Raw genomic sequence first — 18,389 nt, 5'->3', positions numbered from 1 at the left:
CTGGAGAGTGGGGTGCACACCCGGCGGAAGCTCAAAGAGGGAGGACGAATGCTGGATAGAGGGTCGAGCACGTCGTCCGACCTTCTATTCTGCCAGATCCGCGGCCAAGGAGCGAAACGGGGCGACACGGGGGTTGCCGTGTCGCCGACGGCGCGTGTCAGACTGTGCTCGTGAAGCTCGATTTCGCGCCATCGGCGCGGTCCACCGTCGGCCTGGAGTGGGAGATCATGCTCGCCGATCCGGTGAGCGGTGATCTGGTAGGTCGTGCGCCGGAGCTGCTCTCGGCGCTCGAAGCCGAGAGCGAGGATGAGCGGCACACCGTGACCGGCGAACTGCTCACCAACACCATCGAGGTCACCAGTGGGATCGGCGACTCCGTCGCGCACGCGGTCGACGACATCGCCAATGCGATCGCAGCCGTGCGCACCGCGACCGACCCCGCGGGCATCGAGCTTCTCTCCGCCGGAAGCCACCCGTTCGCCCAGTGGTACGACCAGGAGGTGACCGACAAGACCCGGTATCACACCCTGATCGAGCGGACCCAGTGGTGGGGTCGCAACATGATGATCTGGGGCATCCACGTGCACGTCGGGGTCGAGGACCAGCGCAAGGTGATCCCGATCATCAACGCCCTGTCGGGCTACCTCCCCCACCTTCAGGCGCTCGCGGCGTCGAGCCCGTTCTGGGCAGGAGAGCGCACGGGATACGCCTCGAACCGTGCGCTCGTCTTCCAGCAGCTGCCCACCGCAGGCCTCCCGTGGCCTCTTCAGAACTGGTCGGAGTACGAGGCCTACCTCGACGACATGGTCCGCACCGGTGTCATGGCCGATGCCACGGAGGTGCGGTGGGACATCCGTCCTGCGCCGCGCTGGGGGACGATCGAGATCCGCGCGTGCGACGGCCTCTCGACCCTCCCCGAGCTCGCTGCCGTCGCGGCGCTGGTCCAGGTGCTCGTGGAGCACCTGTCCCGGGAGCTCGACGAGGGGCGGACGCTCCCGCAGATGCCGGCCTGGTACCACCGCGAGAACAAGTGGCGTGCGGCCCGTTACGGCCTCGACGCACGCGTGATCGTGGACGCCGTCGGCACGCAGCGCCCTGTTCGCGAACATCTCGCTCAGGTGATCGAAGACCTGGCGCCGGTCGCCGTGGAGCTCGGCTGCGTGCGCGAGTTCGGCAGCATCGGGACCATCCTGAACGACGGCGCCAGCTACGAGCGCCAGTTGACCATCGCGAATGCGACCGGCGGAGACCTGGGCGCCGTCGTGCAGCATCTGATCCGCGAGTTCCGCTCGGGCCCCGAGGCGTCGACGGAAGAAGGCTGAGCTCAGTCCTCGACGAGTCGCCGCGCCAACCCCTCGTCGAGCACCACGTCTGTGATCAGCTCGGCGGCGATCGCCGCGCGAAGGCTCACCAGCTTGGGGACCCCGGACACCACGCACACGCGCCGGGGAACGCGGCGCAGCCGGTCGAGCCCTGGACCGGTCGCCCGCGCGTTCACCCGGATGTCCCTCCACGAGCCGTCCGCGCGGAAGAACACCGTCGCCACGTCTCCGATCGCGTGGTCCTCTCGTAGGCTCCGGTAGTCGTCACGCCCGAGGTAACCGCCGACATAGACCCGACTGGGAACCTCCGCGGCTGGCGAGCCGAGGCTGAACACGGCGATGTCCATCTTCGACTGCAGGTCGAGCACACGACGAGTGCTGCGTTCCCTCCACATCGCCTCGCGCGTCGAGGGGTCGTCGAAGAACGCCGGCACCGGGAACTGCTGCACTTGCGCGCCGAACGCACTGCCGAAGCGCTGCAGGATGTCGCTCGAGTACTCCACACCGCTGGTCTGCGTGTTGCCCGCGCCGTTGAGCTGCACGAATGTCGTGTTGTGCGTCTCCTTCTGCGTGAGACCGCGACTGACAGCACTGATCGTCGACCCCCAGGCGACGCCGACGATCATGTTCGAGTCGACGAACTGCGACAGCAGCCGCCCGGCGGTCAGCGCGACGCGTTCGAGTCGCTCCACCTCGCTGACGATCTCCGGAATCGGCACGACGTGCGCGACGACGCGGTAGCGGTCCCTGATGTGCTGCTCGAGCATCCCGAGGCGCTCCAGCGGGGAGTTGATGCGGATGTCCACGAGACCGCTCTCTCTGGCGAAGCTGAGAAGACGCGATACAGACGACCTCGACGTCTTCAGCTCCTGCGCGATGACCTCCATCGTCTTGTCCTGCATGTAGTAGAGCTGGGCGGCGGTGAGCGCCGCGACCAGCTTGGAATCCCGGGATACTGCATCTGAATGGGTCACGACGACCTCCTCGCCTCGATCTTTGCACATATGTGCAACCGGCTTGCGCGCACTGGCCAGAAGGGTCGAAGCTGGGGGCACGCACAGAGAAGGGTCGAAGATGATCGAGTCGACACACTCATCACCGGAACGCGCCGAAGTCCGCGCGGTCCGTGAATCGGGACGCACGACCGTCCTTGTCATCGGAGCGGGGATCAACGGCATCTCCACATTCCGTGACCTCGCACTGCAGGGCGTGGACGTCCTGCTCGTCGAACGCGGAGACTTCGCCTCCGGCGCGTCGGCGGCGTCGAGCCACATGATCCACGGCGGCATCCGCTACCTCGAGAACGGCGAGTTCCGACTGGTCCGCGAGTCTGTCGAGGAGCGCAACGGTCTGCTCAAGATCGCGCCTCACTACGTGAAGCCGCTCGAGACGACGATCCCGATCTACTCGACCTTCTCGGGCATCCTGTCCGCTCCCCTTCGGTTCCTGACGCACAAGAGCGGCAAGCCCCAGGAGCGCGGCGCGTTCCTGATCAAGGTCGGCCTCACGATCTACGACACGTTCTCGCGCGACGGCGGCATGGTCCCCCGTCACCGGTTCCTCGGCCGCAAGCGCTCGCTGGCCGAGCTCCCCTCGCTGGACCCGAACATCAAGTACACCGCGACGTACTACGACGCCTCCATGCACGACCCCGAGCGCCTCGCGCTCGACGTGCTGCAGGACGGACGCGCCGCGCATCCGGGCGGCGCCATCGCCCTGAACTACGTCGAGGCCGTCGCACGCGACGGTGCGAACGTGGTGCTGCGCGACCGCGAGAGCGGCACCGAGTTCACCGTCACGGCCGACGTGGTCGTCAACGCATCCGGGCCCTGGACCGACCTCACGAACGACGCCCTCGGCACCGACACCCGTTTCATGGGCGGCACCAAGGGCTCGCACATCGTGCTCGACCACCCCGAGCTCCTCGAGGCGACCCGTGGACGCGAGATCTTCTTCGAGCACTCCGACGGCCGCATCGTGCTGATCTATCCGCTCAAGGGACGCGTCCTCGTCGGCACGACCGACATCGACGCCGACCCGCGCGAGGTCCCGGTCTGCACGGAGGAGGAGATCGACTACTTCTTCGACCTCATCCACCACGTCTTCCCGCAGATCGACGTGACACGCGAGCAGATCGTCTACAACTTCTCCGGCATCCGCCCGCTTCCCCGCCACGAGGACACGGCTCCCGGGTTCGTCTCTCGCGACTACCGCATCGAGGTGGACGAGAAGGGTGCAGCGCCCCTCGTCAGCCTGGTCGGCGGCAAGTGGACGACCTTCCGCGCCCTCGGAGAGTCGCTCTCCGACGTCGTGCTCGGTCTGATCGGCCGAACCCGCACCGTGTCGACGGCCGGGCGCGCGATCGGCGGAGGCCGCGACTTCCCGCGCACCGAGAAAGCCCGTCGCATCTGGATCCAGGAGAACCTGCCCGGAGCAGGTGAGCGCGCCGAGCGCCTGCTCGCCCGTTACGGCACCCACGCAGCGCAGGTGTGGGAGTACATCGAACAGGGCGACGACGCTCCCCTCGCCGGTGGCGACCTCTCGACGCGCGAGCTCGCCTGGATGGTGGAGAACGAGATGGTCGCGCGCCTGCAGGACGTCATCCTGCGCCGCACCAGCATCGCGTTCACCGGACACGCCGACGCGGATGTGCTCGAAGAGCTTGCCGATGCACTGGCACCTCTGCTCGACTGGGATCGCGAACGCCACGATGCCGAGCTTGATCAGACGCGCACGCTGCTGAACGAGCGACATGGACTGAAGATCTCGTCCCGCACACGCGGCTGACGAGACATCCGAACACCGCCCTCCACGCGGTGTAACTCCCAACAAGTGCCAGGGCTAAGGGGCCCTGGCACTCAAGAAAGGTCAATGAAGACATGACTGATGTGAATCTCGGTCTCTACTTCCTCTCGGAGTTCGTCGGCACAGCGATGCTGATCCTCCTCGGATGTGGTGTGGTCGCCAACGTCGCCCTCGCGAAGAACAAGGGCTTCGGCGGCGGCTTCCTGATGGTCAACTGGGGATGGGGTCTCGCGGTCTTCGTGGGTGTCCTCGCCTCCGCATACTCCGGCGCGATCCTGAACCCGGCTGTCGGCATCGGCCTCCTGGTCGGAGGGAAGATCGACTTCTCGCAGTTCGCCGTCGCGACCGGCGCCGAACTCCTCGGAGCGATCGTCGGCGCGATCCTCACCTGGCTCGCCTACAAGCAGCACTTCGACGAGGAACCCGAAGCAGCCAACAAGCTCGGCGTGTTCTCGACCGGACCGGCGATCCGCTCCTACGGCTGGAACCTCGTCACCGAGGTCATCGGCACCTTCGTGCTCGTGTTCGCGGTCTTCGCCTTCGCCGACTACGGCGTCGCTGACATCGGCGTCCCCGGAGGCCTCGGACCGCTCAGCGCTCTCCCGGTCGCACTCGTCGTGGTCGCCATCGGTGCATCTCTCGGTGGACCGACCGGCTACGCGATCAACCCTGCACGTGACCTCGGACCGCGTATCGCCCACGCCATCCTGCCGATCAAGGGCAAGGGTTCCAGCGACTGGTCCTACTCGTGGGTCCCGGTCGTGGGTCCGCTCATCGGTGGTGTCCTCGCCGCCGTCGCCGCACCCGTCCTGCTGAACCTCGCCTGAAACAGAACCTGACTTCAAAGGAGAACACAATGGCCGACTACATCATCGCCATCGATCAGGGCACCACCTCGAGCCGCGCGATCATCTTCGACAAGAAGGGCAGCATCGTCGCGACCGGTCAGAAAGAGCACGAGCAGATCCTGCCGAAGGCCGGTTGGGTCGAGCACGACCCCGCCGAGATCTGGCGCAACGTGCAGGAGGTCATCGGGCTCGCCCTGAGCCGCGCCGACCTGACGCGTCACGACATCGCCGCCGTCGGCATCACCAACCAGCGTGAGACCGCCGTGGTCTGGGACAAGACGACCGGCAAGGCCGTCTACAACGCCATCGTCTGGCAGGACACCCGTACGCAGGAGATCGTCGACCGCCTCGCGGCGGACGGCGGCGTCGAGCGGTTCAAGCCCGTCGTGGGCCTCCCCCTCGCGACCTACTTCTCAGGCACCAAGATCGCCTGGATCCTCGAGAACGTCGAGGGTGCGCGCGAGAAGGCCGAGGCGGGCGACCTCGTCTTCGGCACGACCGACAGCTGGGTGCTGTGGAACCTCACGGGTGGTGTCGACGGCGGTGTCCACGTGACCGACGTCACCAACGCCTCGCGCACCATGTTCATGGATCTCGAGACGCTCGAGTGGCGCGACGACATCCTCGAGGCTTTCGGCGTGCCGCGCTCGATGATGCCGGAGATCCGTTCCTCCTCCGAGGTGTACGGCGCTGCCGAGGACTCGTCGCTGTTGCGCGAAACGCCGATCGCCGGCATCCTGGGTGACCAGCAGGCCGCGACGTTCGGCCAGGCCGCCTTCAACCAGGGTGAGAGCAAGAACACCTACGGCACCGGCTGCTTCCTCATCTTCAACACGGGCGAGGAGATCGTCCACTCGAAGAACGGGCTGCTCACCACCGTCGGCTACAAGCTCGGCGACGGACCGACGCACTACGCTCTCGAGGGCTCGATCGCCGTCACCGGATCGCTGATCCAGTGGCTCCGCGACCAGCTCGGGATCATCAGCTCCGCTCCCGAGGTCGAAGAGCTCGCCAAGCAGGTCGACGACAACGGCGGCGTGTACATCGTCCCCGCGTTCTCGGGTCTGTTCGCTCCGTACTGGCGTCCTGACGCACGCGGCGCGATCGTCGGTCTCACCCGCTACGCGAACAAGAACCACATCGCTCGCGCGGCACTCGAGGCAGTCGCCTTCCAGACCCGCGACGTGCTCGACGCGGTCAACGCCGATGCAGGCGTCGACCTCACCGAGCTCAAGGTCGACGGCGGCATGGTCGCGAACGACGCGCTGATGCAGTTCCAGGCTGACGTCCTGGGCGTCCCGGTCGTTCGTCCGGTCGTCGCCGAGACGACGGCACTCGGTGCCGCGTACGCCGCAGGGCTCGCCGTGGGCTTCTGGAACGGTCTGGACGACCTGTCCGCCAACTGGCAGGAGGACCGCCGCTGGGAGCCCTCGATGGAGGACGCCGAGCGCGACCGCCAGCTGCGCCTGTGGCGCAAGGCCGTCAGCAAGTCGATGGACTGGGTCGACGAGGACGTGAAGTGACCTCAGCGTTCTGAGGAGACGGGCCCGGAGGATTCCTCCGGGCCCGTTTCGTCTCCTCTGAAACCTGTCACGGAGTCGAGGACGCGAAGGAAGGCAGTCGCGACGCTGCGCGGCGCGCGGTCGTCCCACGCGACGTACTGGACTCGAACGGGCCCATCGGCCAGATCGACGGCGATCGCATCCGTGGCTGACGCGGCGATCACGCCCGGCGCAAGCAGGGCGACCGCGAGGCCCTCCGAGACGAGCCCGAGTAGCATCTCCGACGAGTCGGCCTCGAATGCCACATCGCGCGAGATGCCGGATGCCGCGAACGCCGCGTCTCCCTGGGCGCGACCCGACGTGCCTGCCGGAAAATCCGCGAAGACCTCGTCCGCGAGGTCCGCGAGCCGGACTCGTGTCCGACCTGAGAGACGATGCGTCGGGGGCATCGCGACGACCAGGCGCTCGCGACCGAGTTCCCGCGAGGAGACACCTCTCGGCACGGCTTCCTCGCGGAGGCCCAGCAGCGCGACATCGAGGTCGCCCCGCCGCACCGCGTCGGCGAGGGTGTCGCTGTTGCCGACGGATAGCTCGACGCGAGCATCGGGATGCGCCTCGCGGAAGCGAGAGATGACCCGCGGCACCGAGACCGCACTCGCCGTGGGGATGACGCCGAGTCGGAGCGTGCCCACGACACGGCCGGAAGCCGCAGCCGCGGCCTCACGGGCGTCGTCGGCCGCCATCACCGCCATCTTCGCGTGAATCAGGAAGGCGTCCCCCGCCTCGGTGGTCCGGACGCTGCGGCTCGATCGGACGAAGAGACGCTGTCCGAGCTCTCGCTCGAGGGCGGCTATCTGATGGCTGAGGGCGGACTGCGTGACGAAGCAGCGTTCGGCCGCTCGAGTGAAGCTCGACGCGGTTGCCACCTCGACGACGTACCTGAGTTGCTGGAGATCCACACTTCCATGATCGTCCTTCATGAAAGGAGTGACAACCATGCGTTGGACTCATCGCAATGAACGAATGAAGCTGAAGACATGAATCGCATGCCCGTTCTGCTCCTCACGGCTCTTGCTCCCCTCTCCTGGGGCACCACCTACCTCGTGACGACAGAGCTGCTCCCCGCAGGCCATCCCCTTCTGGCAGGTCTTCTCCGCGCACTCCCCGCGGGTCTCGTCGCGCTCGCGATCGGCAGGACGCTGCCGTCCGTCGGCTGGTGGCTGAAGTCCCTGGTGCTCGGAAGTCTCAACATCGGGGCGTTCTTCCCTCTGCTCTTCCTGGCTGCGGAGCGGCTGCCCGGTGGAGTCGCCGCTGCCGTCGCTGGAGCACAGCCAATGATCCTCCTCGGCATGAGCGCGCTCGTTCTCCGCGACCGGATCCGCCCGCTCACTGCCGCCGCTGCCGTCGCGGGAGCGGGCGGCGTCGCTCTCGTCGTGCTGGGTCCGGCCGCGCAGCTCGACGCCCTCGGCATCCTCGCGGCGCTCGGAGGCGTGACCGCCACCGCTCTCGGAATGATCCTCACCAAGCGCTGGGGCCGCCCTGCAGGCGTCGGACCGGTCGCCTACGCGGGGTGGCAGCTGACCGCGGGCGGTCTCGTCCTCCTTCCGCTCACGCTGCTCCTCGAAGGTGTTCCTGCCACCATCGATGGCGGAGCGGTGCTCGGATACGTGTGGCTGGGCTCGGTGGGAGGACTGCTCGCCTACACGCTGTGGTTCCGAGGCATCCAGCTGCTGCCGGTCGTCGCCCCCGGGCTGCTCGCTCTGCTCTCCCCAGTGGTCGCGACGCTGTTGGGCACACTCGTGGCCGGCGAGTCGTTCACACCGCTTCAGGCGCTCGGAATCGCTCTGGTACTCGTCGCCCTCGTCGTGGGACAGCTGGCGGCACTCAGACCGCCACGTCGGTCATCGACCCCTGCTCGGGAGCCAGCACTGCCGGCGTCCCGAGCCTGACGACCGTCAGTTCTTGCCGAAGAGCTTCTGGATCTCGGCGAGGTCGGCCTCGCTGGGCGCCTTCGCCCCGCCCAGCCCGAATCCTGACCCGGTCGGGGTGGAAGCGGTCGCGATCCCCGCATTCTCGGCCGCGCGCTTCGCCGGGTTGCCCGAGCGCGAGCCGCCAGACGACTTGCCCTTCTTGCCACGCTTCGACGAAGCCCCCGGCTTGCCCATGCCGGGCATCGATCCCATACCGGGGATGTTCGGGGTGCCACCGCGGGCGACCGTCTTCATCATCTTCGCGGCCTGGTCGAAGCGCTGCACGAGCTGGTTGACGTCGGTCACGGTCATACCGGAACCACGCGCGATGCGCAGACGGCGCGATCCGTTGAGGACCTTGGGGTTGCGGCGCTCACCGGGGGTCATCGAGCGGATGATCGCCTCGGTGCGATCGATCTCCCGCTCGTCGAAGTCCTCGAGCTGCTGCTTCATCTGGCCCATGCCGGGGAGCATCCCCAGCATCTTCTTCATCGACCCCATCTTCTTCATCTGCTGAAGCTGGTCGAGGAAGTCCTCGAGCGTGAACTGCTCTGTGGCGAGCTTCTCGGCCATCTTGATGGCCTCGTCCTCGTCGAAGGCCTGCTGGGCCTGCTCGATGAGGGTGAGGATGTCGCCGAGGTCGAGGATGCGGCTGGCCATACGGTCGGGGTGGAAGGGCTCGAGATCTTCGAGGCGCTCTCCGGTCGACGCGAAGATGATGGGCCGACCGGTGACCGACGCCACGGACAGCGCGGCTCCACCGCGCGCGTCACCGTCGAGCTTGGACAGGACGACACCGGTGAAGTCGACACCCTCCTGGAACGCCTTGGCCGTGTTGACCGCATCCTGACCGATCATGGCGTCGATGACGAACAGAACCTCATCGGGGTCGGTCGCCTTGCGGATGTCGGACGCCTGCTTCATGAGCTCGGCGTCGACTCCGAGACGGCCGGCGGTGTCGATGATGACCACGTCGTGCTGCTGGCGACGGGCGTACTCCACGCCGTCGCGGGAGACCTTGACCGGGTCGCCGACGCCGTTGCCCGGTTCTGGAGCGTAGACCGTGGCACCGGCCTGCTCCGCCACGACCTGAAGCTGATTGACGGCGTTCGGACGCTGGAGGTCGGCGGCGACGAGAAGGGGCGTGTGCCCCTCGCCCTCGAGCTGCTTCGCGAGCTTGCCCGCGAACGTCGTCTTTCCCGAGCCCTGGAGACCGGCGAGCATGATCACGGTCGGCGCGGTCTTGGCGAACTGGAGTCGACGCTGCTCGCCGCCGAGGATCTGGACCAGCTCCTCGTTGACGATCTGCACGACCTGCTGCGCCGGGTTGAGCGCCTTGTTGACCTCGTCGCCGAGGGCACGCTCGCGCACCTTGGCGGTGAACTCCTTGACGACGGAGAGCGCGACGTCGGCGTCGAGGAGTGCGCGACGGATTTCGCGCACAGTGCCGTCGACGTCGGCCGCGGTGAGCTTTCCCTTCGTGCGCAGATTGCGGAAGGTCTCGGTGAGCCGATCGGAGAGCGTGCCAAAGGTAGCCATGGTGAGACCGAGTTTACGCGAATCTCGCCCGTTCTCCGCGCTCACGGCGCACTCAGGCGGTTTCGTCGGTGCCGTCGATCAGGCGGGTGCGGAGCCCCAGGGCAGCCGGTCGATCATGCGCACGGCATCGGCGAACCTGTCTCCGACCGATCCGCGCCCCGCACCGCCCTCCGCCCATGCCCGCACGGCCGCGAGAACCGCGGCAGACCAGGTCGCTGCCACGATGTCGGCCGGGAGAGGCGCGACGCCCGATCGCCGCGCGAGATCCGCGAGCGCGGCCGCGAGTCGCGCCTGGCGCAGCGCGGCATCCTGTTCGAGCTCATCGTCGAGCCCCATCGCCGACGAGTTCGTCATCGCCAGTGCGAGGCTGTCGGGAGTGAAGCCGTCGACGAGGTCGGTCAGGATCCGTCGGACCTCCACCCCCTCGCGATCGGCGGGGACCGTGATGAGATCGCCGACCGCGCTCGAGATGCGGTCATCCAATCCGGACCACAGCACGTCGCTCTTGGACGAGAAGTAGTTGAAGAAGCTCGAGCGGCTCACGCCCGCACGCTGCGTGATGTCGGCGACGGATGTCGCGTCGTAGCCGCGCTCGAGGAACAGCTCGCAGGCAGCCTCGGCGAGGGTCTCGCGCGAAGACGCCTTGGGGCGCCCTGCTCGGCTCGTGCTGCTCATGCTCACACGCTACCGCGCGTCGCTGCCGCGTGCCGGGGATCATGAGGAGGAGTATTCTTAGACGCAATCCATGTATTGAATGAGAGCGACCTGATCATGCTCGACATCCTGACTCCCGGACTCGCTCCGGCCTACGTTCCCTATACGGACGGATGGGATCTGCAGCGCCGCACCCACGCCGATGTGGTCGATCGCACGCGCCCGGACACCCTCATCCTCCTCGAACACGAAGCCGTGTACACCGCCGGAAAGCGCACGGAACCGCAGGAGAGACCGCAGGACGGCACTCCGGTCATCGACGTCGACCGCGGCGGGAAGATCACGTGGCACGGGCCGGGGCAGTTGGTCGGGTATCCGATCGTCCGGCTGCCGGAGCCCATGGACGTCGTCGCGCACGTCCGCCGGCTCGAGCGCATCCTCATCGATGTCCTTCGACCGCTCGGTGTCGACGGCTACCAGGTGGATGGCCGAAGCGGCGTCTGGGTGCGTCGTCCACTCTCCGAAGACAAGGTCGCGGCCATCGGCGTTCGCGTGCAGCAGGGAGTCACGATGCACGGGTTCGCGATCAACTGCGACAACAGCCTGTCCGGATTCCGGGGCATCATCCCCTGCGGCATCACCGACGCCGGAGTGACGACCGTCAGCGAGGTCGTCGGCGCCGACGTCTCCCCCGCGGACATCGTCGACGCAGTCGCCGCCTCCTTCCTCGCCGAATACTCGCCCGCCGACCACGCAGGAGTACCCGCATGACCGCCGCACCCGAAGGGCGCAAGCTCCTGCGCCTCGAGATCCGCAACGCCGAGACCCCCATCGAGCGCAAGCCCGAATGGATCAAGACGAAGGCGAAGATGGGGCCCGAGTACACGGCTCTGCACTCGCTCGTGAAGAGCGAGGATCTGCACACGGTCTGCCAGGAGGCCGGCTGCCCCAACATCTTCGAATGCTGGGAGGACCGGGAGGCGACATTCCTCATCGGCGGCTCGCAGTGCACGCGGCGCTGCGATTTCTGCCAGATCGATACGGGCAAGCCCGACGCCTACGACACGGACGAACCGCGGCGGGTCGCCGAGAGCGTCGTGCGCATGAACCTGCGCTACGCCACGGTCACGAGCGTCGCCCGGGACGACCTCCCCGACACGGGCGCGTGGCTCAACGCCGAGACGGTCCGCAAAATCCACGAGCTCAACCCGAACACGGGTGTCGAGCTGCTCGCCAACGAGCACAATGCGGATCCCGCGTTCCTCGGGCAGATCTTCGACGCGCGCCCCGAGGTCTTCGCCCACAACGTAGAGACCGTGCCGCGCATCTTCAAGCGCATCCGTCCGGCCTTCCGCTACGAGCGCTCGCTCGACGTGATCACACAGGGACGGAACGCCGGACTCATCACCAAGTCGAACCTGATCCTCGGAATGGGCGAAGAGCCCGAGGAGGTCGTCCAGGCTCTGAACGACCTGCATGACGCAGGTTGTGACATCATCACGATCACGCAGTACCTGAGGCCGTCGCCTCGCCATCTGCCGGTCGCCCGCTGGGTCAAGCCGACGGAGTTCGTGGAGTTCAAGGAAGAGGCCGAGCGGATCGGCTTCCTCGGCGTCCTCGCGGGGCCCCTGGTGCGCTCGTCGTACCGCGCGGGCCGGCTCTGGGCGCAGTCGATGGTGTCGAAGGGACGCGAGATCCCCGCGCATCTGGCCCACATCGCAGACAGCGCCGACCTCGGCTTCGCTCAGGCGGTCTGAACCGCCTGAGCGGTCATCGGCGTCAGTCGGCGCTCATGACCGATTGCACGCTGCCGTCGGAACCGAGGTTCACGAGCAGCACATCATCGGTCGTGCCGGCGTCGAGCGCGTACTCGAGGACGGCGAAAGGCTCTGATCCTCCGTGCTCATCGGCCAGGATCGTCATGCTCATGAGCCGCAGCGAGCGGATGATGTCGACGGCGGCGTCGCCGCTCACGTCGACCAGGACGTCTTCGAGCTCGTCACCGTAGGCCTCCTGCTGCTGCAGGATGTACTCGGTCACCTCACTCGTGCGATCGTCGACCTCCGAGAGCATGCCACGCCGTGACGTCGCGTCGACGCTCTCGAGCCCGGCGATGAGAGACGCAGCGATGTCGAGGGCATCAGCGGAGACGTCGTCCTGGTCAGGAGCCGTGAGATCGACGGTGACGCTCTGGTCGCCGAGCTCCACCGTCTCAGACCAGAAGATCGAGCCGTCGGGCCCTGAGGACAGGAGTCCGAAGTAGTCGTGTTCGATCGCCATAACGCTATGAAACCAGCCTCGTGCTCGCGGCGGTAGTCCTGTGCTCAGCCGACGAGCGACTGGACGAAGACATGGGGGGTGAAACCGGTCAGATCGTCGATGCCCTCGCCCTGCCCGAGGAGCTTGACGGGGATGCCGGTGCGCTCCTGAACGGCCAGCACGAAGCCGCCCTTGGCGGAGCCGTCGAGCTTGGTCAGGACGAGGCCGGTGACACCCGCGTGCTCGAGGAACGCCTCGGCCTGCATGACGCCGTTCTGGCCCGTGGTGGCATCGAGGACGAGCAGCACCTCGCTGATCGGAGCCTGCTTCTCGATGACGCGACGGATCTTGGTGAGCTCGTCCATCAGGCCGCCCTTGGTGTGCAGGCGGCCGGCCGTGTCGATGATCGCGATCTCGATGCCTTCACGCTGCGCGTATTCGATGGTCTGGTACGCGACGGATGCCGGATCCTGACCTTCCTGCTGGGGGCGGACGATGGCCGCTCCCCCGCGCTGCGCCCACGTGGCGAGCTGGTCGACGGCGGCCGCACGGAACGTGTCAGCGGCTCCGACGACGACGCTGCGCTGGAAGCCGCGCAGGAACTTGGTGAACTTGCCGATCGTGGTGGTCTTGCCGACCCCGTTCACGCCGACGACCAGCACGACGGCGGGGCGTTCGGTGAGCTTCAGGGTCGTGTCGAACTTGGCGAAGTGCTCCTCGAGGGTCTCGCGGAGCATCCGCTGCAGGTCCTGCGGGTCCGTCGTGCGGAACCGCTCCACCTTCTCGCGGAGCTCGTCGACGACGCGCTCGCTGATGTCGGGGCCGAAGTCGGCGGTGATGAGCGCCGTCTCGAGGTCCTCCCACGTCGTCTCATCGATCGTGGGCTTGACGAACATCCCGCGCAGCGCACGGGTGAGGGACCAGGACTTCTCCGCCATGACTCCAGCCTACGGGTAGCGCCTCGAGCGCCTGCGGCCCACGCCTACGCTCTGAGCACAACTTCGGAGCTTTGCGGAGATTCGCCCGCTCCTCGGATCAGCCGGCGGCCGCGGCGCGGTCCCCGACACGCTGACCGACGACGGCGGATACGCCGTCCTGTCGCATCGAGACGCCGTAGAGGGCGTCGGCGATCTCCATCGTGCGCTTCTGATGCGTGATCACGAGCAGCTGGGAACTCTCGCGGAGCTGCTCGAAGACCGTGAGCAGTCGGCCGAGGTTCGCGTCGTCGAGCGCAGCCTCCACCTCGTCGAGGATGTAGAACGGGCTCGGACGGGCTTTGAAGATGGCGACCAGCAGGGCGACGGCCGCGAGCGAGCGCTCGCCACCCGAGAGCAGCGACAGACGCTCGATCTTCTTGCCGACGGGACGGACCGAGACCTCGATGCCCGTCGTGAGCATGTTATCGGGATCCGTGAGCGAGATGCTTCCCGATCCGCCGGGGAACAGCAGCGGGAAGACCTCGCCGAACGCCACCCTGGTGTCCTCGAACGCGCTCGCGAAGATCGTCTGCATGCGCTCGTCGAGGTCGGCGATGATCGTCAGCAGATCCTGCCGGGTCTGCGTCAGGTCGGCGAGCTGCTCAGTCAGGAACGCGTGGCGCTGTTCGAGGGCCGCGAACTCCTCCAGCGCCAGCGGGTTCACGCGTCCGAGCTGTGCGAGCTTGCGCTCGGCATCGGCGAGTCGGCGCTGCTGGATGCGTCGATCGAACGGGATCGCGGTGTCGTCTGCGAGCTCGTCTTCGGTGTGCTCTATGCCAGGATCGCGGGGAACCAGCTGGTCGGGTCCATATTCCGCAACGAGAATATCTTCGTCGAGCGCGAGCTCGGACGCGACCCGCTCGAGCAGGCTGTTGAGGTGGAGCTTCTTCTCGTGGATCTGCAGCTCGAGTCCGTGCACGCTCTCGGTGAGTCCGGCGAGCCTCTCTCGCAGAGAGGTCTCCTGCGCGCGCAGAGCGGTGAGTTCCTGGTTCTGTGCGGACCGCGCGGACTCCGCCTCGGCCAGGGCGACCCGCGCCTCGGTGACCGATCGGTCGATCGAGTCCAGGATGCGCGGAAGCTCGTCGGCGACGCTGGATGCCGCTTCTCGCTGTGCCCGCCGGATCACCGCGCGGCGTGCGGCCTCCGCGGCCGCGTCGCGCTCCTGTTCCCGTTGACGTTCGAGGCTCGCGACACGCGCCTGCGCAGCGCGCACCCTCTCGCGCAGCGTCTCGATCTCGAGTCGTGCTCGGACCTCACCCTCGCGCGCGAGCTCAAGGGCGTCGAGCAGCCCGTCACGTGCCGAGGCGTCCAACACCGGTCGCGGCGCCGACACCGCGGCCTCGAGTTCGGCCTTCGCCGCCTCGGCCTTCTCCTCAGCATCCTCGACCGCGGACTGCGCTTGGGCGAGGCCCGCTTCCAGACGCTCGCATTCGGCGACAGCGGACTCGTGCATCACCGTGATGCGGTTGACCTGCTCGGCGTGGCTCGCGAGAGCAGCATCGTGTTCGCGCAGCGATCGGAGAGCGTCCTTGGCGTTGCGGCGGGTGCTCTCGACGATCTCGTTCGCATCCTCGCGTGCTTCTCGCAACGAATCGACGATGACCTGCACCTCTGCGAGGCGATCGTTCGCCGCATCGCGCTCGGCAGCGAGCTCGAGGCGCGACCGCTCACCTCCGGAACCGGTGCGCAGCGTCTGGGCGGTGATCACATCGCCCCCGGTCGTGACGATCGTCGTCGTGGTGTCGCCGATCGCGTCGAGCGCCGCACGGGCTGTGCGTGCAGCGTCCAGCCCCTCGGCGATCAGGACGTGCGCCAGGATGCCCAGAACTCCGTCCGGAGCCGTCACCGTGTCGATCGCGGGTGTCACTCCTTCGAGCGAGGGCAGATCGACAGCGGGTCGCAGGGCACCGGCGACCACGAAGTCGACGACGCCCTTGCGCTGCTCCGCAGCCTCGTTCGCGAGAGCGAACGCGTCGGACGCCCGATCCACGAGCACCCCTTCGGCGAGAGAGCCGAGCACTGCCGCGATCGCCGCTTCGAAACCCGCTCTGACCTGGACGGAGTCACCGACCAGTCCTCGGATGCCTGCACCGCCGGTCTTCACGATCTCGGCAGCGCCGCCCGAGATAGCGAGCGCGCTTCCGAGTGCCGCCGACTTCGCCGTGAGCGAGTCGACCTCGCGCTCGGCCGCATGCAGTCGCTCCCGAAGCGTCTCGCGTTCGGTCTCCGCGGCTGTCGCCGCCCGCTGCGCGGTCTCGTACGCGGTCGAGTGCTCCGCTGCCGTGCCCTCCGGCGCTTCGGCTTCGTCGATCGACTCGAGTGCCTCAGCGGCCTCGCGGCGACGCGCGTTCGCGGCTTCGAGAGCGTTCTCCTGACGCAGCACCGCGCCGCGCACCGCGGCGAGGGCGGATGCTGCGGCATCGGCCGTTCCGCGGAGCGCACTGAGCCGCATGTCGTACTCGGACACCAGGGCGCTCTGCTCGGCGATGTCCACATCGAGCGTGTCGAGTTCGGCTCGTGCATTCACGACCTCGCGGCTCGCGACGGTCGCCGCGTCCTTGGCGTCGCCGAGGCCGGCTGAGATCTCGGTGATCTCGTCCTTCGCCTCGTCGATCGTGCTCTGCGTCACCGTCACGGCGGTCACCGCGGCGTCGTCCTCATCGGATCCGAGCAATGCGAGCCGCTGGTTCGCGAGGGTATAGAGCCCGCGCATCCGCTCCTGCACCTGCTCGAGGCCGAAGGCCACGCCCCTCGCCTGGTCGACGGCGACCGAGTTCTGGTCCTGCTCGAGGCGCGCGATGCTCCCGCGCACCGCCTCCGCCTGGTCCGACAGCACCAGACGCTCGGTGTGCCGTTCATGCTCGGTGCGCGTGTGATCGGCGAGAGCAGTGCGAAGCGCCACGACGTCGTCGGCGAAGATGCGAGCCTTGGCGTCGCGGACCACGGCTGCGATGGTCTGCGCTTCGCGCGCGATCTCGGCCTGCCTGCCGAGCGGCTTCAGCTGGCGCCGGATCTCTCCGGCGAGGTCGCTCAGGCGTGTGAGGTTCGTCTCCATCGCATCGAGCTTGCGGAGAGTCTTCTCCTTGCGGCGCCGATGCTTGAGGATTCCCGCGGCTTCCTCGATGAAGCCCCGACGGTCCTCGGGCGATGCCTGGAGCACGGTGTCGAGACGTCCCTGACCCACGATGACGTGCATCTCGCGACCGAGTCCCGAGTCGCTGAGCAGCTCCTGCAGATCGAGCAGTCGACAGTTCTCGCCGTTGATCGCGTACTCGCTCGCCCCGTTTCGGAACAGGGTCCTGCTGATCGTCACCTCGGCGAATTCGATGGGCAGCGCCCCGTCGCTGTTGTCGATCGTGAGCTGCACCTCTGCGCGGCCGAGTGGGCCCCTGGTCGAGGTGCCGGCGAAGATGACGTCCTCCATCTTGCCGCCGCGGAGAGTCTTGGCGCCCTGTTCGCCCATGACCCAGGCGAGAGCGTCGACGACGTTGGACTTGCCCGAACCGTTGGGTCCGACGATGCAGGTGACACCCGGTTCGAACACGAAACTCGTGGGCTGCGCGAAGGACTTGAACCCCTTGAGGGTCAGGCTCTTCAGATGCATGCGCGTGCCGCGCTTCGGGGGTGAATCACGCCCATACGCTACCGGAATGACCGCTCAGAACCGGCATCCCGCGCGGGTCCCGATCGAACCGGGACAGGGCGCGACACGCCGATCCACGCCGAAGGTGCTTGACGGACACGCCCGGGTTTCGCTACCGTAACCTCCGGATCGCCACACGAAAGGAGGTTACCGATGATGATCACACTCACCGCACAGGCCACTGGCCTCGCCGCGCCATTCGCGCCGCGTCTTGCGCACTCGGTAACCGCCGGCGTCCGCACCACTGCGCTCTCGTAGAACCGCAGCCCGAGGACTCCGTCCTGCGCCATCCGCAGGTCGCCGCCCCGTGAGGGGCATCCCTCAGCCGCGTGTCACCGCGCCCACCCTCTGATCCGTCCTCGGATCACGGATTCCCGCCGACCCCGGCGATCGCCTTCTCGCGACCCGGGCTCTCGACTCTCCGCACCCGCCCGGACACCTCTCGGCGTCCTGCGCAGGTGCTCGCCTCCCCCATCCACACCGTTCATCTCGAAGGATCATCGTGAATACCACGCTGTACCGCAACATCACCCATCCCCCGGATACCGAGGGCCAACAGGTCCTCCACATCCCCGCACCCGACGAGCTGCGGCGCCTCGCGCTCGCGGATCGTCTCTCCCTTCGGATCGGCCTGTGGCTGCTTCAGAGGGCTCAGCGTCCTCGCCGGGAGCGCCGCACGTCGGCTCCGGTCTACTCGGACGGCTCGCCTCTCGAACGACGAGACCGCGCGGCCGGCGAGACGCTCGCACTGCTCACGTACGACCTGCAGCGTCAGCTGCGCTGACCTGGAGATCACCATGGGCATTCCCCTCACCGATGATGCATCGCTGCATCCGCTCGTGCTGCCGGCACGGGCGGATGCAGCGGAGG

At 67.5% G+C, this 18,389-nt stretch carries 15 protein-coding genes; 8 read left to right on the top strand and 7 right to left on the bottom strand.

Annotated features, from left to right (window positions below; translation table 11 throughout):
• Positions 1–170 precede the first annotated feature (170 nt).
• The gene (locus tag RQG77_RS12570) at positions 171–1,322 is read left to right on the top strand and encodes a glutamate--cysteine ligase (RefSeq protein ID WP_311245009.1); all 1,152 of its coding nucleotides are present in this window, start codon (positions 171–173) and stop codon (positions 1,320–1,322) included.
• Positions 1,323–1,324: 2 nt separating this feature from the next.
• Here the strand turns inward: RQG77_RS12570 and RQG77_RS12565 are convergent, their stop codons facing one another.
• Positions 1,325–2,224 carry a sugar-binding transcriptional regulator gene (locus RQG77_RS12565; RefSeq protein WP_235560697.1) on the bottom strand — a complete coding sequence of 300 codons (900 nt, stop codon included), beginning with the start codon at positions 2,222–2,224 and terminating at the stop codon, positions 1,325–1,327.
• 172 nt (positions 2,225–2,396) lie between these two features.
• Between RQG77_RS12565 and RQG77_RS12560 the strand changes: the two genes are divergently transcribed.
• From RQG77_RS12560 to glpK, 3 genes are all read left to right on the top strand, one after another.
• On the top strand, positions 2,397–4,109 hold the full coding sequence (locus tag RQG77_RS12560; protein ID WP_311245008.1) for a glycerol-3-phosphate dehydrogenase/oxidase: 1,713 nt from the start codon (positions 2,397–2,399) through the stop codon (positions 4,107–4,109).
• Between the two features lie 92 nt (positions 4,110–4,201).
• Positions 4,202–4,954 (top strand): MIP/aquaporin family protein, encoded by a 753-nt coding sequence (locus RQG77_RS12555; RefSeq protein ID WP_311245007.1) that lies wholly within the window; start codon positions 4,202–4,204, stop codon positions 4,952–4,954.
• 29 nt (positions 4,955–4,983) lie between these two features.
• The gene (gene glpK / locus RQG77_RS12550; protein ID WP_056509721.1) at positions 4,984–6,498 is read left to right on the top strand and encodes a glycerol kinase GlpK; all 1,515 of its coding nucleotides are present in this window, start codon (positions 4,984–4,986) and stop codon (positions 6,496–6,498) included.
• A gap of 2 nt (positions 6,499–6,500) precedes the next feature.
• Here glpK and RQG77_RS12545 read toward each other — a convergent pair whose 3' ends face one another.
• Entirely contained in the window at positions 6,501–7,436 is a 936-nt protein-coding gene (locus RQG77_RS12545; RefSeq protein ID WP_311245006.1) for a LysR substrate-binding domain-containing protein, read from the bottom strand.
• A 78-nt stretch (positions 7,437–7,514) separates the two neighbouring features.
• Between RQG77_RS12545 and RQG77_RS12540 the strand changes: the two genes are divergently transcribed.
• Complete coding sequence (locus RQG77_RS12540; RefSeq protein ID WP_311245005.1) at positions 7,515–8,426, top strand: EamA family transporter; 912 nt, start codon at positions 7,515–7,517, stop codon at positions 8,424–8,426.
• 6 nt (positions 8,427–8,432) lie between these two features.
• Here RQG77_RS12540 and ffh read toward each other — a convergent pair whose 3' ends face one another.
• The gene (ffh, locus tag RQG77_RS12535; RefSeq protein ID WP_056509713.1) at positions 8,433–9,986 is read right to left on the bottom strand and encodes a signal recognition particle protein; all 1,554 of its coding nucleotides are present in this window, start codon (positions 9,984–9,986) and stop codon (positions 8,433–8,435) included.
• Between the two features lie 78 nt (positions 9,987–10,064).
• Positions 10,065–10,661, bottom strand: coding sequence for a TetR/AcrR family transcriptional regulator (locus RQG77_RS12530; RefSeq protein ID WP_311245004.1), 597 nt, complete (start codon positions 10,659–10,661; stop codon positions 10,065–10,067).
• Between the two features lie 96 nt (positions 10,662–10,757).
• Between RQG77_RS12530 and lipB the strand changes: the two genes are divergently transcribed.
• Together lipB and lipA are read left to right on the top strand one after the other, a co-directional pair.
• A complete protein-coding gene (gene lipB / locus RQG77_RS12525) occupies positions 10,758–11,411 on the top strand; it encodes a lipoyl(octanoyl) transferase LipB (protein ID WP_311245003.1) in 654 nt (217 codons plus the stop codon).
• Positions 11,408–12,397, top strand: a complete 990-nt coding sequence (gene lipA, locus RQG77_RS12520) for a lipoyl synthase (RefSeq protein ID WP_056509711.1) — start codon at positions 11,408–11,410, stop codon at positions 12,395–12,397. Before lipB ends, lipA begins: the two co-directional genes overlap by 4 nt.
• Before the next feature lie 22 nt (positions 12,398–12,419).
• On the opposite strand, the gene RQG77_RS12515 is transcribed toward lipA, so the two are convergent.
• The 3 genes from RQG77_RS12515 to smc form a co-directional block, all read right to left on the bottom strand.
• A complete protein-coding gene (locus tag RQG77_RS12515; protein ID WP_311245002.1) occupies positions 12,420–12,920 on the bottom strand; it encodes a DUF2004 domain-containing protein in 501 nt (166 codons plus the stop codon).
• 44 nt (positions 12,921–12,964) lie between these two features.
• A complete protein-coding gene (gene ftsY / locus RQG77_RS12510; RefSeq protein ID WP_056509708.1) occupies positions 12,965–13,837 on the bottom strand; it encodes a signal recognition particle-docking protein FtsY in 873 nt (290 codons plus the stop codon).
• A gap of 97 nt (positions 13,838–13,934) precedes the next feature.
• On the bottom strand, positions 13,935–17,480 hold the full coding sequence (gene smc, locus RQG77_RS12505; RefSeq protein ID WP_311245001.1) for a chromosome segregation protein SMC: 3,546 nt from the start codon (positions 17,478–17,480) through the stop codon (positions 13,935–13,937).
• A gap of 541 nt (positions 17,481–18,021) precedes the next feature.
• Between smc and RQG77_RS12500 the strand changes: the two genes are divergently transcribed.
• The gene (locus tag RQG77_RS12500; protein WP_311245000.1) at positions 18,022–18,303 is read left to right on the top strand and encodes a hypothetical protein; all 282 of its coding nucleotides are present in this window, start codon (positions 18,022–18,024) and stop codon (positions 18,301–18,303) included.
• The last annotated feature ends 86 nt before the right edge of the window (positions 18,304–18,389 follow it).

Origin of the sequence: Microbacterium sp. WCS2018Hpa-23 (genome assembly GCF_031843845.1) — a bacterium.
In the GTDB taxonomy this organism is placed as follows: domain Bacteria; phylum Actinomycetota; class Actinomycetes; order Actinomycetales; family Microbacteriaceae; genus Microbacterium.
This window is presented reverse-complemented; position numbering and strand designations above follow the sequence as displayed.

Coding starts and splice junctions, on each gene's coding strand:
- RQG77_RS12565 (WP_235560697.1), bottom strand. CDS start 2,224: ATGCAGGACAAGACGATGGAGGTCATCGCGCAGGAGCTGAAGACGTCG.
- RQG77_RS12560 (WP_311245008.1), top strand. CDS start 2,397: ATGATCGAGTCGACACACTCATCACCGGAACGCGCCGAAGTCCGCGCG.
- RQG77_RS12555 (WP_311245007.1), top strand. CDS start 4,202: ATGACTGATGTGAATCTCGGTCTCTACTTCCTCTCGGAGTTCGTCGGC.
- glpK (WP_056509721.1), top strand. CDS start 4,984: ATGGCCGACTACATCATCGCCATCGATCAGGGCACCACCTCGAGCCGC.
- RQG77_RS12540 (WP_311245005.1), top strand. CDS start 7,515: ATGAATCGCATGCCCGTTCTGCTCCTCACGGCTCTTGCTCCCCTCTCC.
- ffh (WP_056509713.1), bottom strand. CDS start 9,986: ATGGCTACCTTTGGCACGCTCTCCGATCGGCTCACCGAGACCTTCCGC.
- RQG77_RS12530 (WP_311245004.1), bottom strand. CDS start 10,661: ATGAGCAGCACGAGCCGAGCAGGGCGCCCCAAGGCGTCTTCGCGCGAG.
- lipB (WP_311245003.1), top strand. CDS start 10,758: ATGCTCGACATCCTGACTCCCGGACTCGCTCCGGCCTACGTTCCCTAT.
- lipA (WP_056509711.1), top strand. CDS start 11,408: ATGACCGCCGCACCCGAAGGGCGCAAGCTCCTGCGCCTCGAGATCCGC.
- RQG77_RS12515 (WP_311245002.1), bottom strand. CDS start 12,920: ATGGCGATCGAACACGACTACTTCGGACTCCTGTCCTCAGGGCCCGAC.
- ftsY (WP_056509708.1), bottom strand. CDS start 13,837: ATGGCGGAGAAGTCCTGGTCCCTCACCCGTGCGCTGCGCGGGATGTTC.
- smc (WP_311245001.1), bottom strand. CDS start 17,480: ATGCATCTGAAGAGCCTGACCCTCAAGGGGTTCAAGTCCTTCGCGCAG.